Here is a 14,327-nt window from a genome sequence, read left to right as displayed (position 1 = left end):
GGTTGGGTGGAGCCATGACCGACGTACTGGTGCTGGGCGGGACGGGCTGGCTGAGCGGGCGCATCGCCGAGCGATGGGCGGATGCCGGCGCCGCCGTCACGTGCCTCGCCCGAGGCGGACGCGACGCACCGTACGGCACCACGCTCGTCGTCGCCGATCGCGACGACCCGGACGCGTACGACGAAGTCCGGCGCCGTGACTGGGACGCGATCGTCGATGTGTCGTCGAACCCCGACCACGTCGGGGCGGCTGTGGCGGCGCTGGGGGAGCGCACGCGCCACTGGACCTACATCTCGAGCGCGTCCGTGTACGCCGCCGACGACGTGCCGGGCGCCGACGAGACCGCCGACCTGCTGACGCCCGCCGGCCCCGATGAGGACGAGGACTACGGCCGCGCGAAGGTGCGGGCCGAGGCATCCGTCCGCTCGGCTCTCGGGTTCCGCGCGGCGATCGTGCGTCCGGGACTCATCGTCGGGCCCGGTGACCCGACCGACCGGTTCGGGTACTGGGTGGGCCGGTTCGCCCTTGCGGGTGCCGACGACGTGCTGGTGCCCGATACCGCCGAGCGGGGTGCGCAGGTGATCGACGTCGACGACCTCGCCGAGTTCGTGCAGTCGGTCGGCCGTGAGCGATGGACCGGCGTCGTGAACGCGGTCGGCGATCCGCTCACCCTCGACCGGCTCTTCGCCGAGGCGCGCGAGCTCGCGCGGCACACGGGATTCCTCGTCGCCGCAAACGACGACTGGCTGCAGCGGCACGAGGTCGCCTACTGGATGGGGCCGCGATCGCTCCCGCTGTGGCTGCCCGCCGACATGCGGGGATTCTGGACCCGTTCGAACTCCACCTACCGACTGCTCGGCGGCCGCCTGCGCCCGCTCCGCGAGACCCTGGACCGTACGCTCGCCGATGAGCGGGAGCGCGGCCTCGAGCGCGGGCGGCGCGCAGGGCTCACGCGTGCCGACGAGCTCGCGCTCCTGTCCTTGCTCGGCCGCCCCCGCGCGGTGTGACGCCTGGCGAGGCATCGATTTGCGGATGCCGCGGCCCGGCCGCTATCGTCGGCGCATGCCTTCGGCGACCCAGGGACTCTCGACGCTCGTTCCGAGCGCCGCTCCCGCGCGCCGACGCCGACTCCGCCTCTCCGTGAGCCTGGGCGAGCGCCGACTCTAGGCGACCCCGCACGCCGTCCTGTCATGGACCGTCGCGAGTGGGCGTCGCCGTCTCCGGCCCTCAGCCCCAGACTCTAAGGTGGAATCCATGACATATTCGGTCGCCGTCTCCGGCGCATCCGGCTATGCGGGCGGCGAGATCCTGCGGATCCTCGCCGCGCATCCCGACGTCGAGATCCGCACCGTGACCGCGCACTCCAACGCGGGACAGCCGCTCATCCAGCACCAGCCGCACCTGCGCTCGCTCGCGCACCTGACCCTGGCCGAGACCTCGCCCGAGGTGCTCGCCGGCCACGACATCGTCTTCCTGGCGCTGCCGCACGGCCAATCCGGGCAGTACACCGATGCGCTCGGCGATACGCCCCTCGTCATCGACGCCGGGGCCGACCATCGCCTCGAGTCGGTCGCCGACTGGGATCGGTTCTACGGCGGCGATTTCCACGAGCCATGGGCGTACGGCGTTCCCGAGCTTCCGGTGGCGGGCGCGAAGCAGCGCGAACGGCTGGTCGGCGCATCCCGTATCGCTGCTCCCGGGTGCAACGCCTCCACGGTGAGCCTGAGCCTCGCGCCGGGTGTCGCGGCCGGCGTCATCGACCCCTCCGACATCGTGTCGGTGCTCGCCGTCGGCCCCTCGGGAGCGGGCAAGAGCCTCAAGACCAACCTGCTGGCCGCCGAGATCCTGGGCACGGCCAATCCCTACGCCGTCGGCGGCTCGCACCGGCACATCCCCGAGATCCGGCAGGCGCTCGCGGCCGCGCGCCCGTCGAACGCCGAGCGCGCGACCGCAGACGAAGGCATCCGCATCTCCTTCACGCCGGTCCTGGTGCCGATGTCGCGGGGCATCCTCGCGACCTCCACGGCGCCGATCACCCCGGGCGCGACCGACGACGAGATCCGCGGCGCGTGGGAGGCGGCGTACGGCGACGAGACCTTCGTGCAGCTGCTGCCCGCCGGCCAGTTCCCGCGCACGGCTGACGTGCTCGGAGCCAACACGGCGCTGATGGGTCTCGCGATCGACCGCGCAGCGAACCGCGTGATCGTCGTGACGGCCGTCGACAACCTCGTCAAGGGCACGGCCGGAGCCGCCGTGCAGTCCATGAACATCGCGCTGGGACTCGCCGAGGGCACCGCGCTGAGCGTGAACGGAGTAGCGCCGTGAGCGTCACCGCGCCCCAGGGATTCGAGGCGGCGGGCGTCGCCGTGGGACTCAAGTCGACCGGCAAGCCCGATGTGGCCGTCGTCGTCAACCGCGGACCGCTCAAGGTCGGCGCCGCGGTGTTCACCAGCAACCGCGCGAAGGCGAACCCGATCCTCTGGTCGCAGGAGGTCATCCGCGACGGCGTGGTGGAGGCGATCGTCCTCAACTCCGGCGGCGCGAACTGCTTCACCGGCTCCTTCGGCTTCCAGACCACGCACCAGACCGCCGAGAAGGCGGCGGAACTGCTCGACGTGAGCGCCGGTGACATCCTCGTCTGCTCCACCGGGCTCATCGGCACCGGAGACGAGGTGTTCCGGGCGAAGGTGCTGGAGGGCACCGAGCGGGGCATCGCCGGGCTGTCCGCCGATGGCGGGGAGGCGGCATCCCTCGCCATCATGACCACCGATTCGAAGCCGAAGCGCGCCGTCGCGACCGGCGACGGCTGGTCGATCGGCGGCATGGCGAAGGGCGCGGGGATGCTGGCGCCCGGCCTCGCGACGATGCTCGTGGTGATCACGACCGACGCCGTGCTCGACTCGACGCAGGCCGACGCGGCGCTGCGTGCCGCCACGGGGCGCACGTTCGACCGACTCGACTCGGACGGCTGCATGTCGACGAACGACCAGGTGACCCTGATGGTCAGCGGCGCGTCGGGCGTCACCCCGGACGCCGACGCGTTCGCCGCGGCACTCGCCGACGTGTGCCAGGACCTCGCCCGGCAGCTGCAGGGCGATGCGGAGGGCGCCAGCCACGACATCACGATCGAGGTCGTCAACGCCGCGTCGGAGGAGGACGCCGTGGAGGTCGGCCGCTCGGTCGCCCGCAACAACCTCTTCAAGGCCGCGATCTTCGGCAACGACCCGAACTGGGGCCGCGTGCTCGCCGCGATCGGCACGACGCAGGCCGCGTTCGACCCCTACGACGTCGACGTCTGGATGAACGCCGTGCGCGTGTGCAGCGCCGGCGGCCCCGACGCCCCGCGAGAAGCCGTCGATCTCACGCCGCGAGCGACCCACCTCGTGATCGACCTCAAGGTCGGCGCGGCGACGGCGACGGTCCTCACGAACGACCTCACCCACGACTACGTCCACGAGAACAGCGCTTACTCCTCATGACCGACCTGCAAGAGACCGATCCCGGCGAGGCCAGCGCCCGGGCCGTGACCCTCATCGAGTCGCTGCCCTGGCTCAAGCGCTTCCGCGACCAGATCGTGGTGGTGAAGTACGGCGGCAACGCCATGGTGTCGGAAGAGCTGCAGGATGCCTTCGCCGCCGACATCGCCTACCTGCGCTATGTCGGGGTGAAGCCCGTCGTCGTGCACGGCGGCGGCCCGCAGATCTCGTCCATGCTCGACCGCCTCGCCATCCCGAGCGAGTTCAAGGGCGGCTACCGCGTCACCTCGACCGAGGCGATCTCGGTTGTGCGCATGGTGCTCACCGGCCAGATCAACCCGCAGCTCGTGTCGAAGATCAACGCCCACGGCCCGGTCGCCACCGGGCTCAGCGGCGAGGACGCGGGCCTCTTCGGCGGCCGTCGCCGCGGCGTCGTCATCGAGGGCGTCGAGCATGACCTGGGCCGCGTCGGCGACGTGGTCGAGGTCGACCCGCAGCCGGTGCTCGATCAGATCGAAGCGGGCCGCATCCCGGTCGTCTCGAGCATCGCCCCCGACCTCGACCACCCAGGACACTCGCTGAACGTCAACGCGGACGCCGCAGCGTCCGCTCTCGCCGTCGCACTCGGTGCGGCGAAGCTCGTGGTGCTCACCGATGTCGCGGGGCTGTATGCCGACTGGCCCAACCGCGACTCGCTCGTGTCGCACCTGACCTCGACGGAGCTGAAGGCGATGCTGCCGAAGCTCGAGTCGGGGATGATCCCGAAGATGGCGGCGTGCCTGGAGGCGGTCGAAGGCGGCGTCGAGACCGCGGCCATCATCGACGGGCGGGTGCCGCACTCGGTGCTCGTGGAGATCTTCACCAGCAAGGGAATCGGAACAGAGGTGGTGCTCGGATGACGTGGCAGGACGATGCGGGGCGCGACCTCGTCAAGAGCTTCGGTGCTCGCATGCAGATGTTCGTGCGGGGCGAGGGCTCCTATCTGTGGGACGCCGACGGCAAGCGATACCTCGACTTCCTCGCGGGGATCGCGGTCGATTCGCTCGGCCACGCCCACCCGGTGTTCGTCGACGCGATCTCGACCCAGGCCGCGACGCTCGCGCATGTGTCGAACTACTTCGCCACGCCGCCGCAGCTGGCGCTCGCCGCGACGCTGAAGCGTCTCGCCGGCACCGGCGACCAGGGGCGTGTGTATTTCGGGAACTCCGGCGCCGAGGCCAACGAGGCGGCGTTCAAGCTCGCCCGACTCCACGGCGGCTCCGAGCGGCCCCGCATCCTCGCGCTCACCGACGCGTTCCACGGCCGCACGATGGGCACGCTGGCGCTCACCGGCAAGCCGTACATGCAGGAGCCGTTCCTCCCCATGACCCCGGGCGTCGAGTTCATCGACTCGACCATCGAGGCGCTCGAGGCGGCCATCGACGACCGCGTGGCCGCGCTGTTCGTCGAGCCCGTCAAGGGCGAGGCCGGCGTGCTGCCGCTTCCCGAGGGCTACCTCGCCGCGGCACGCGAGATCACAGAGCGCCACGGTGCGCTCCTCATCATCGACGAGATCCAGACGGGCGCCGGCCGTACGGGGGAGTGGTTCGCCTTCCAGCACGAGGGCATCACCCCCGACGCGATCACCGTCGCCAAGGGCATCGGCGGAGGTTTCCCGATCGGCGCCCTCATCACCTTCGGCGCGGCGAGCGACCTGTTCTACCCGGGCACGCACGGCTCGACGTTCGGCGGAAACGCGCTCGGCACCGCCGTCGCGGGCGCCGTGCTCGGCGAGATCGAGCGGGCAGAACTCGTGCGCAACGCCGCCGAGCGCGGCGCACAGCTGCGAGCGGCGATCGAGGCCATCGATTCGGACCTGATCGACGGATGCCGCGGCTCGGGCCTGCTCATCGGTGTCGGGCTGAAGCATCCTGTCTCGAAGGCCCTCGTCGCCGCCGCGCAGGAGCACGGCCTCGTGATCAACGCGCCGAACGACGAGACCATCCGCCTGGTCCCCGCCCTCACGATCGGCGACGTCGAGATCGACGAGTTCATCGAGCTGTTCACCGCATCGCTGCGCACGGTCGAGGACGCGCTCGTGCTCGATGCTTCGACCCAGCTCGGCGCGAGCACGGAGGTTCCCGCATGACCCGGCACCTGCTGCGCGACGACGACCTGACGCAGGCCGAACAGGACGAGATCCTCGACCTCGCGGTCTCGCTCAAGAAGGACCGCTGGAAGCTCAAGCCGCTCGAGGGCCCGCAGACGGTCGCGGTCATCTTCGACAAGTCGTCCACGCGCACCCGCGTGTCGTTCGCGGTCGGCATCGCCGACCTCGGCGGCTCGCCCCTCATCATCTCGACCGCGAACAGCCAGCTCGGCGGCAAGGAGACGCCGGCCGACACCGCCCGCGTCCTCGAGCGCCAGGTCGCGGCGATCGTCTGGCGCACGTATGCGCAGGCGGGGCTCGAGCAGATGGCGGAGGGCACACGCGTGCCGGTCGTCAACGCGCTGAGCGACGACTTCCACCCCTGCCAGCTGCTCGCGGACCTCCTCACCATCAAGGAGCACAAGGGCGAGCTGGCAGGGCTCACCCTCTCGTTCTTCGGCGACGGCAAGTCGAACATGGCCCACTCGTACGTGCTCGCCGGTGTCACAGCCGGCATGCACGTGCGCGTCGCGTCGCCGGAGGCGTACGCGCCGCGCGACGACGTGATCGCGGACGCCGACCGCCGCGCGGCCGAGACCGGCGGCTCCGTGACCCTCTACACCGACCCGAACGAGGCGGCGGCCGGGGCCGACGTGATCGTCACCGACACGTGGGTGTCGATGGGAAAGGAGGAGGAGAAGCTGGAGCGCCTGCGCGACCTCGGCGGGTACAAGGTCACCCAGGAGCTGATGGGGCTCGCGAAAGACGATGCCATCTTCATCCACTGCCTCCCCGCTGACCGTGGCTACGAGGTCGACGCCGAAGTGATCGACGGCCCGCAGAGCGTCGTGTGGGACGAGGCGGAGAACCGCCTCCACGCCCAGAAGGCTCTGCTCGTCTGGCTCCTCCGCCAGGACTGAGAGCGCCCGGGTCGGTGAGCGCGCGAGGCACGAGTGAGACCGAGCGTTCCTCGCCGCGTGCCGACGGCTGGCTCGCCACCCGCTGGGAACGCCTGAACGGCCCCTCGCGCATCGGAGGGGTCGATCTCGCGCGCGGTCTGGCGGTGCTCGGCATGTTCGCCGCGCACCTGCTCTGGATCACCGAGCCCTTCGACGTGCTCGACCCGGACACGTGGGTCGCGGTGGTGTCCGGCCGTTCGTCGATCCTGTTCGCGACGCTCGCGGGCGTCTCGATCGGGCTCGTGACGGGAGGACGGATGCCTCTGCCCGCCGCCGACATGGTCACGGCGCGGGGCCGGCTCGCCGTGCGGGCGGCACTGCTCTGGGTACTCGGCATCCTGCTCATCGCCACCGGAGTGCCGGTGTTCGTGATCCTCCCCGCGTATGCGCTGATGTTCCTGCTCGCGCTGCCCCTGACGTCGCTTCCGGCGCGCGTGCTGCTGCCGCTCGCCGGAGCGCTGGCGCTGGTCCTGCCGTTCGTGCAGGTCTTCCTCGACGCGCTCCCGTTCTGGAGATCGCCCCTCGGGGAGCCCGTGTCGCTCGCCCTCGGCTGGCACTACCCGTTCACGACCTGGATCGTGTTCGTGCTCGCCGGGCTCGGCGTCGCGCGCACCGGCGTGACGCGGCTGCGTGTGCAGGTGTGGCTTGTCGTCGCCGGTGGGCTGCTCGCCGCACTGGGCTATGGGCTGGGCGCCGCGACCGGCTCCGACCCCGAAGCCGAGGCGGCGTCGTACCTCGGAGCCCTGTGGACCGCCCGGCCGCACTCCACGGGCCTTCTCGAGGTCATCGGCTCGGGGGGCTTCGCACTCGCCGTGCTGGGGGCGTGCCTGCTCGCATGCCGCACGTTGCTCGTGTGGGTCGTGCTGCCGCTGCGGGCCGTCGGCGCGATGCCGCTGACGGCGTACACGCTGCAGCTCGTGATCTGGGCGGTCGTCGCGGGCGCCCTGCTCGCCCGCGTCGGCGACCTCACCGGCTTCCGGGCTCTCGAGCCCTTCTGGCCGCTCACCCTCGGGACCATCGTGCTGTGCACCGCCTGGGCGCTGCTCGTGGGCCGCGGCCCGCTCGAGACGCTGCTCGATCAGGCGTCGCGCTTCGCCGTCCCGGGGGACCGCTCCCGCTGATCCTCCAGGCGGCGTGGGATGCAGCATCCGTCCGCCTGGCGCTGATGGGAAGGGGATGGGGGACGACACAGCGGCGGTGAGGCCGGTGGCGCGTCGGTAGGCTGGTCGAGTGAGTGAATCGAAGGGCGACGGCACCAACGAAGGCGCACTGTGGGGAGCCCGTTTCGCGACGGGACCATCCCCCGAGCTTGCCGAACTGAGCCGATCGACCCATTTCGACTGGGATCTCGCGCTGTACGACATCGCCGGTTCGCACGCCCATGCGACGGCCCTCGCCGCGGCGGGGTATCTCACCGCCGACGAAGAGCGCGCCATGCACGAGGGCCTCGACGAGCTCGCGCGAGGCGTGACCGACGGGACGCTTCGGCCCGCGGCATCCGATGAGGACGTCCACGGCGCTCTCGAACAGGCGCTGATCGGCGTCGTCGGCACCGAGCTCGGCGGCAAGCTGCGCGCCGGCCGCAGCCGCAACGACCAGATCGCGACGCTCGTGCGCATGTACCTGCTCGACCACTCGCGCACCATCGCGCGGGAGATCCTCCGCCTCGTCGATGCGCTCGTGGCGCAGGCCGACGCGCACCCCGACGCGATCATGCCCGGTCGCACCCACCTGCAGCACGCGCAGCCCGTGCTCCTCGCCCACCACCTGCAGGCCCACGCGTGGCCCCTCGTGCGCGACCTGGAGCGCCTGCGCGACTGGTCGGCGCGTGCGGCGGTGTCGCCGTACGGCGGAGGCGCGCTGGCGGGTTCGACGCTCGGGCTCGATCCGCAGCTCGTCGCACGCGAGCTCGGTCTCGACCGCCCGGCCGAGAACTCCCTCGACGGCACGTCCTCGCGCGACGTCGTCGCCGAGTTCGCCTTCGTCACGGCGATGATCGGCATCGACGTCTCGCGCTTCGCCGAGGAGATCATCCTCTGGAACACCCGCGAGTTCGGCTTCGTGACGCTCGACGACGGCTACTCGACCGGATCGAGCATCATGCCGCAGAAGAAGAACCCCGACATCGCCGAGCTCGCGCGCGGCAAGGCGGGGCGGCTGATCGGCAACCTCAGCGGGCTGCTCGCGACCCTCAAGGCCCTTCCGCTCGCGTACAACCGCGACCTGCAGGAGGACAAGGAGCCGGTTTTCGACTCGGTGCGCACCCTCGAGACCGTGCTGCCCGCCTTCGCTGGCATGGTCGCGACGATGCGCTTCCACACCGACCGCATGGCGGCGCTCGCGCCGCAGGGCTTCTCGCTCGCGACCGACGTCGCCGAGTGGCTCGTGAAGCGGGGCGTCCCGTTCCGCGACGCGCACGAGATCTCGGGCCACCTCGTCCGGGTATGCGAGGAGAACGGCCTCGAGTTGCACGAGGTGTCGGATGCGCAGCTGGCCGGCGTCTCCGAGCACCTCACGCCCGAGGTGCGCGAGGTTCTGAGCGTGGAGGGATCTGTCGCCAGCCGCACCGGCGTCGGCGGCACGGCACCGGTCCGAGTCGCCGAGCAGCGGGCGGAGCTGGTCCAGCGCGTGCAGGACGCCGCGCACTCTCTCGGCCTCTAGCCCTCAGCCGCGATGAAGCCTCGCGGTCACCAGATCGCGAGGCGCACCAGGGCCGCGACGACGCACGCCCACACCAGGCTGGCGAGCGTGCCGATGATGAAGCGCTCGCGCGCTTCCGCGCTCGCAAGCTCCGAGAATCGGCCGATGCCCTTGAGTGCCACGACCACGGCGATGGCCTCGGGGAATCCCGCCACGATGCCGAGTGTCACCGCCACCCGCTCGAGGTAGCCGATGGTGGTTCCGCCGCGCATCACCTCGCGCACGGCCCCCTCGCCGGCGACGGCGCCCGGCAGAGCGGGAGCGCGCAGGAGGATGCCGCCGTTGTCGCCCTCTTCGACGCGCCCGTGGCTCGCGATCTCGAGGATGCGCCGGGTGATCGGGTTGCCGCCGAGCGCGCCGAGCGCCGTTCCGAGCATGGCGATTCCGAGGCCGAGCAGGAGCGGCACGTTCACCGGCGACACCGTCACAGCGAGCAGGCAGAGCACGACGAGCACGGCCGCGACGACGAGCGGGACGGTCGTCGGCTTGCGAAGACTGATGACCACCAGCACGAGCGCTGCGCAGAGTGCGAGGAACAGGAAGATCGTGAGCGCGGCGACGAGGATCACGTCCGGGAAGGCCATGGCGTCAGTCTGGCACGGGCCCCGGACTCAGCCGGGCGAGCACGCGGGCGAGCGCGGGCACGGCGGCCTCCTCGGTGCGCAGACCCGCCGCCTTCACGCGCAGGCTCACCGCTGCCTCCGAGATGCCGAGGCGTTCGGCGGCTTCGCGCTGCGTGATGCCTTCCGCGAGCAGGTCGTAGACCTCCCACCCCTCGGCCGTGCGCCGGTCGCGCAGCTCCACCAGCAGGCGCACGAGCGCCTCGGCGTCGGCCCCGCCGTCGGGCGCAGTGATGGCGACGCGGGTGGCGGCCTTCTTGGCACGATCGACCGCGTCGCGCGCGTTCACGAAGGCCTCGCCGCGCGCGGCCCGGACGCTGTCGGGGAGGGGCGACTCGACCTCGCCGACGCCGACGCCGACGCTCCACTGACCCGACCGGGTCAGGTCGAGCACGATCGCGAGGAGCGCGTCGGCGTCGCCGACCGCGACCTGCACTTCGTCGCCCGCTGTGCGTTCCGGGGCCAGCGCGAGCCCGTTGCCCCCGTGCGCGCGGACGGAAGCCACGGCGGCCGGCACGAGGTCGGCGCTGCTGCGACTGTCGCGCTGATCGCTCGTGATCACATACATGGACTGCCCTTATGTATAGGAGCTTGAGTCTGCGGTAGTTTAGCCTCAAAGCTTCAGTAGCACAAGTCTCGAAGCTAAAGACATCATCAATTAAGTCTAAGAGCTGGAGTTTGTCCGCCTGTAGCCGCATCGTAGAGCGCAGGCGACACGGACGCGCGGGACGAGGCATCCGTCGCTGATAGCCTGGCGGGCGTGTCTGAAACCGTCGTGAGCGCGACCGCGCCCGCGATCGACCCCTCGTTCGAGAACGTGTGGGACGAGATCGTGTGGCGTGGGCTCGTGCATGTGTCCACCGATCAGGAGGCGCTGCGCGCCCTTCTCGCCGGGGACCCGATCACGTATTACTGCGGCTTCGACCCCACCGCACCGAGTCTGCACCTCGGCAACCTGGTCCAGCTGCTCACCATGCGCCGTCTGCAGCTCGCCGGCCACAAGCCGCTCGGGCTCGTCGGCGGCTCCACCGGCCTCATCGGCGACCCGCGTCCCTCGGCCGAGCGCACGCTCAACACCAAGGAGACGGTCGCCGAATGGGTCGGCTACCTGCGCTCCCAGGTCGAGCGGTTCCTGAGCTTCGAGGGCGACAACGCCGCGCGCATCGTCAACAACCTCGACTGGACGGCGCCGTTGAGCGCGATCGACTTCCTGCGCGAGATCGGCAAGCACTACCGTGTGGGCACGATGCTCAAGAAGGACGCCGTCGCGGCGCGCCTCAGCTCCGAGGCCGGCATCAGCTACACCGAGTTCAGCTACCAGATCCTGCAGGGCATGGACTACCTCGAGCTGTACCGCCAGTACGACTGCGTGCTGCAGACGGGCGGCAGCGACCAGTGGGGCAACCTCACCAGCGGCACGGACCTCATCCACCGCGTCGAGGGCGCGCACGTCCACGCGATCGGCACGCCGCTGATCACCAACAGCGACGGCACCAAGTTCGGCAAGAGCGAGGGCAACGCCATCTGGCTGGACCCCGCGATGTGCAGCCCGTACCGGATGTACCAGTTCTGGCTGAACACCGACGACGCCGATGTGATCCAGCGCCTCAAGATCTTCACGTTCCTCACGCGCGCCGAGATCGAGGAGTATGAGCGCCTCGTGGCCGATGAGCCGTTCCGCCGCGCCGCGCAGAAGCGCCTCGCCCTCGAGGTCACCGCGTTCGTGCACGGGACGGATGCGGCTGCCGCCGTGATCGCGGCCTCCGAGGCCCTCTTCGGCCAGGGTGACCTGGCCGCGCTCGATGCGACCACCCTGCGACACGCGCTCGAGGAGCTTCCGAACGCGTCGGTGCCGGCGGGGACGAACATCCTCCAGGCGCTCGTCGACACCGGGCTCGTGGCGAGCCTCTCGGAGGGCCGCCGGGCGATCGCGCAGGGCGGCGTCTCGCTCGACGGCGCGAAGGTGGACGACGACTCTGCGGTCGTGACCGGCGGATTGCCCGGCGGGGTGTCGGTGCTGCGGCGCGGCAAGAAGACGCTCGCGGGCGTGTTCGTCGGCTGACGCGGGGCTGGTGCGCGGCCGCCGCGACGACGGAAGGGTGACGGATGCCGTTCACGCCCAGTCACGCCGTCGTCGCGCTGCCGTTCATCCGCACGCCGCTCGTCCCGGCCGCGATCGCCGTCGGCGCGATGACGCCGGACCTGCCACTCTTCGTGCGGGGACTGCCGCTGCACTACGGCGCGACCCACTCGTTCGCGTGGCTGCCCGCGACGGTCGTCGTGGCGCTCCTGCTGCTCGTCGTGTGGCGGTGCGTGCTGCGCCCGGCGGCGCGCGAGCTCTCGCCGCGGTGGCTCGCCGCGCGGCTGCCGGGGGAGTGGGACGCCGGAGCCGGTCGGAGTCTCCGCGAGACGTTCGCGATCGTTCCGGGTCCGCCCTCACGCGTGTCGTGGAGCGGGATGCTGCTGCTCGTCGCCTCCCTCGTCATCGGGGTGGTGAGCCACATCGTGTGGGACCTCTTCACGCACGAGGCCCGGTGGGGCACGGAAGTGGTCCCTGCTCTGGCCGCTGAGTGGGGTCCGCTTCGAGGCTTCAAATGGCTGCAGCACGGCTCGAGCGTCCTCGGACTCGCCATCATCGCCGGCTGGCTGCTGTTGTGGCTCGTGCGACGGGAAGCGGAGGCATCCGTCGTTCGCACGCTGCCTGGATGGGTGCGGTGGGGCTGGTGGGCGTCGCTGCCCGCCGTCCTCGTCGCGGCCTGGGTGTGGGGGCTCGCGGTGTACGGCGGGCTCGACGCCGGGTTCACGGCCGCCCACCTCGGTTACCGGGTGCTTCCGCCGGCCTGCGCCGTCTGGGGTGCGGTCACGGTGGCGGCGTGCATCGCGGCCCAGGTCAGGCGCACGCGCTCGGTCACGGCACGCTGAACAGGAGGGTCGCACGATACCGCTCCCGGCGGGGTGGAGCCAGGGGCTCGGCGGCGCGCAGCGGACGAACGTACCGTGCCGACATGGACGTGGAACGGCCCGGCGCCGAGAAGTGGGTGCCTTCGGGCGCCGACGTGGATCGCCTGCGCGAAGCGGTGCAGGGATGTCGCGGGTGCGAGCTGTGGCGCGATGCGACACAGGCGGTATTCGGGGACGGCGAGGCGCCCGCGCGGATGATGCTGGTCGGGGAGCAGCCCGGCGACAAGGAGGACCTCGCGGGCGAGCCCTTCGTAGGACCGGCCGGGCGCGTCCTCGCGCAGGCACTCGACGAGGCGGGCATTGCGCGTGATGGGATCTACCTCACCAACGCGGTGAAGCACTTCCGGTTCGAGCAGCGCGGGAAGCGCCGGATCCACCAACGGCCCGATGCCGGGAACATCGCGGCGTGCCGCCCGTGGCTGGAGGCGGAGTTCGCGGCCGTCGACCCGGCCGTCGTCGTGTGCCTGGGGGCGACGGCTGCCCGTGCCGTCCTGGGCAGGGTGGTGAAGATCGGCGCCGAGCGAGGGACGCCGCTCGAGAGCGAGGGCAGGACCGTGGTGGTCACGATCCATCCCTCCGCGGTCTTGAGGCTGCGGGACTCGTCGGAGCGAGGGGCCGCCATCGCCGGTCTCGTCGCGGATCTGCGACTCGCGGCGGAGAGCCTCCGCGGTGCCGGAGCCGTGTGATCTCGCGGACCCAGGGTCGCGACACGCCCGGGACGCGGGGTGGATTCGACGTGTGGTGCGGGGTGGCGTAATGTTCTTGTTGTTCGCCCCAAAGGGTAGAGCGGAAGGCCTCTGGGTCTGGCTCCCCTCAAGTAGTGGACAGCCTCCCGCATATGAGATCTGGTTTCCGGGTCGTCCGCTTGTCGGTTGTGTGGGGGACTCGCCTGGAGGGCGCCGGTCAGTTTGACGGAGTCGCTCCCGCGAGGTAGGATAGTGAAGTTGCCCAGCCGGGGCGCGGGTCGTGGGATTCGTTGCTGGTTGGTGCGTCCGATCTTTGAGAACTCAACAGCGTGCACTTGTCAAATGCCAATTTTTTCTCTGTCGACCAGTTTTCTGGTTGGTGGGGGTCTTTTTGGATCAATTCATGGATGTCAGTTTGATATTCGTTTTTGGTCATGGTTGAACTCGCTGCTTTCTCGTCGTTTTCCCGGCGGGTGGTGGCTTTCATTTTTTTATGGAGAGTTTGATCCTGGCTCAGGATGAACGCTGGCGGCGTGCTTAACACATGCAAGTCGAACGGTGAAGCCCCGCTTGCGGGGTGGATCAGTGGCGAACGGGTGAGTAACACGTGAGCAACCTGCCCTGGACTCTGGGATAAGCGCTGGAAACGGCGTCTAATACTGGATATGAGCTCTCATCGCATGGTGGGGGTTGGAAAGATTTTTTGGTCTGGGATGGGCTCGCGGCCTATCAGCTTGTTGGTGAGGTAATGGCTCACCAAGGCGTCGACGGGTAGCCGGCCTGAGAGGGTGACCGGC

14 protein-coding genes and 1 rRNA gene are annotated in these 14,327 nt (G+C 70.4%); 12 read left to right on the top strand and 3 right to left on the bottom strand.

All coding sequences use genetic code 11. The features are described 5' to 3' along the window. Positions 1-14: 14 nt before the first annotated feature. The 8 genes from JNB61_RS08520 to argH all read left to right on the top strand — a co-directional run bounded on the left by JNB61_RS08520 (position 15) and on the right by argH (position 9,224). On the top strand, positions 15-1,007 hold the full coding sequence (locus tag JNB61_RS08520) for an NAD-dependent epimerase/dehydratase family protein (protein ID WP_220339352.1): 993 nt from the start codon (positions 15-17) through the stop codon (positions 1,005-1,007). Between the two features lie 247 nt (positions 1,008-1,254). Beyond that, on the top strand, positions 1,255-2,325 hold the full coding sequence (gene argC / locus JNB61_RS08515) for an N-acetyl-gamma-glutamyl-phosphate reductase (protein ID WP_220339351.1): 1,071 nt from the start codon (positions 1,255-1,257) through the stop codon (positions 2,323-2,325). Continuing rightward, complete coding sequence (gene argJ, locus JNB61_RS08510) at positions 2,322-3,479, top strand: bifunctional glutamate N-acetyltransferase/amino-acid acetyltransferase ArgJ (RefSeq protein WP_220288002.1); 1,158 nt, start codon at positions 2,322-2,324, stop codon at positions 3,477-3,479. Before argC ends, argJ begins: the two co-directional genes overlap by 4 nt. Beyond that, positions 3,476-4,375, top strand: coding sequence for an acetylglutamate kinase (gene argB / locus JNB61_RS08505; RefSeq protein WP_159844903.1), 900 nt, complete (start codon positions 3,476-3,478; stop codon positions 4,373-4,375). Before argJ ends, argB begins: the two co-directional genes overlap by 4 nt. Next, complete coding sequence (locus JNB61_RS08500) at positions 4,372-5,604, top strand: acetylornithine transaminase (RefSeq protein WP_220339350.1); 1,233 nt, start codon at positions 4,372-4,374, stop codon at positions 5,602-5,604. Before argB ends, JNB61_RS08500 begins: the two co-directional genes overlap by 4 nt. Then, positions 5,601-6,524: an ornithine carbamoyltransferase gene (gene argF / locus JNB61_RS08495; RefSeq protein WP_159844898.1), complete on the top strand. Its 924-nt coding sequence runs from the start codon at positions 5,601-5,603 to the stop codon at positions 6,522-6,524. Before JNB61_RS08500 ends, argF begins: the two co-directional genes overlap by 4 nt. A gap of 14 nt (positions 6,525-6,538) precedes the next feature. After that, complete coding sequence (locus JNB61_RS08490; protein ID WP_308291234.1) at positions 6,539-7,684, top strand: heparan-alpha-glucosaminide N-acetyltransferase domain-containing protein; 1,146 nt, start codon at positions 6,539-6,541, stop codon at positions 7,682-7,684. A gap of 109 nt (positions 7,685-7,793) precedes the next feature. Further along, positions 7,794-9,224 carry an argininosuccinate lyase gene (gene argH / locus JNB61_RS08485; RefSeq protein WP_220339349.1) on the top strand — a complete coding sequence of 477 codons (1,431 nt, stop codon included), beginning with the start codon at positions 7,794-7,796 and terminating at the stop codon, positions 9,222-9,224. Between the two features lie 26 nt (positions 9,225-9,250). Here the strand turns inward: argH and JNB61_RS08480 are convergent, their stop codons facing one another. After that, positions 9,251-9,847 carry a hypothetical protein gene (locus tag JNB61_RS08480; protein WP_159844893.1) on the bottom strand — a complete coding sequence of 199 codons (597 nt, stop codon included), beginning with the start codon at positions 9,845-9,847 and terminating at the stop codon, positions 9,251-9,253. A gap of 4 nt (positions 9,848-9,851) precedes the next feature. Further along, the gene (locus JNB61_RS08475; protein ID WP_220339348.1) at positions 9,852-10,451 is read right to left on the bottom strand and encodes a DNA-binding protein; all 600 of its coding nucleotides are present in this window, start codon (positions 10,449-10,451) and stop codon (positions 9,852-9,854) included. Between the two features lie 192 nt (positions 10,452-10,643). Here JNB61_RS08475 and tyrS point away from each other — a divergent pair, with 192 nt between their 5' ends. From tyrS to JNB61_RS08460, 3 genes are all read left to right on the top strand, one after another. Continuing rightward, a complete protein-coding gene (gene tyrS, locus JNB61_RS08470) occupies positions 10,644-11,945 on the top strand; it encodes a tyrosine--tRNA ligase (RefSeq protein WP_220339347.1) in 1,302 nt (433 codons plus the stop codon). A gap of 44 nt (positions 11,946-11,989) precedes the next feature. Further along, positions 11,990-12,805 carry a DUF4184 family protein gene (locus JNB61_RS08465; RefSeq protein WP_220287996.1) on the top strand — a complete coding sequence of 272 codons (816 nt, stop codon included), beginning with the start codon at positions 11,990-11,992 and terminating at the stop codon, positions 12,803-12,805. 83 nt (positions 12,806-12,888) lie between these two features. After that, positions 12,889-13,530, top strand: coding sequence for a UdgX family uracil-DNA binding protein (locus tag JNB61_RS08460; protein ID WP_220339346.1), 642 nt, complete (start codon positions 12,889-12,891; stop codon positions 13,528-13,530). A 217-nt stretch (positions 13,531-13,747) separates the two neighbouring features. Here the strand turns inward: JNB61_RS08460 and JNB61_RS08455 are convergent, their stop codons facing one another. Beyond that, positions 13,748-14,017, bottom strand: coding sequence for a hypothetical protein (locus JNB61_RS08455; RefSeq protein ID WP_220339345.1), 270 nt, complete (start codon positions 14,015-14,017; stop codon positions 13,748-13,750). Positions 14,018-14,020: 3 nt separating this feature from the next. Between JNB61_RS08455 and JNB61_RS08450 the strand changes: the two genes are divergently transcribed. Then, positions 14,021-14,327: ribosomal RNA gene (locus JNB61_RS08450) — 16S ribosomal RNA — on the top strand; the annotation flags it as partial.

The sequence above is a fragment of the Microbacterium ureisolvens genome (genome assembly GCF_019511645.1).
Classification (GTDB): domain Bacteria; phylum Actinomycetota; class Actinomycetes; order Actinomycetales; family Microbacteriaceae; genus Microbacterium; species Microbacterium ureisolvens_A.
This window is presented reverse-complemented; position numbering and strand designations above follow the sequence as displayed.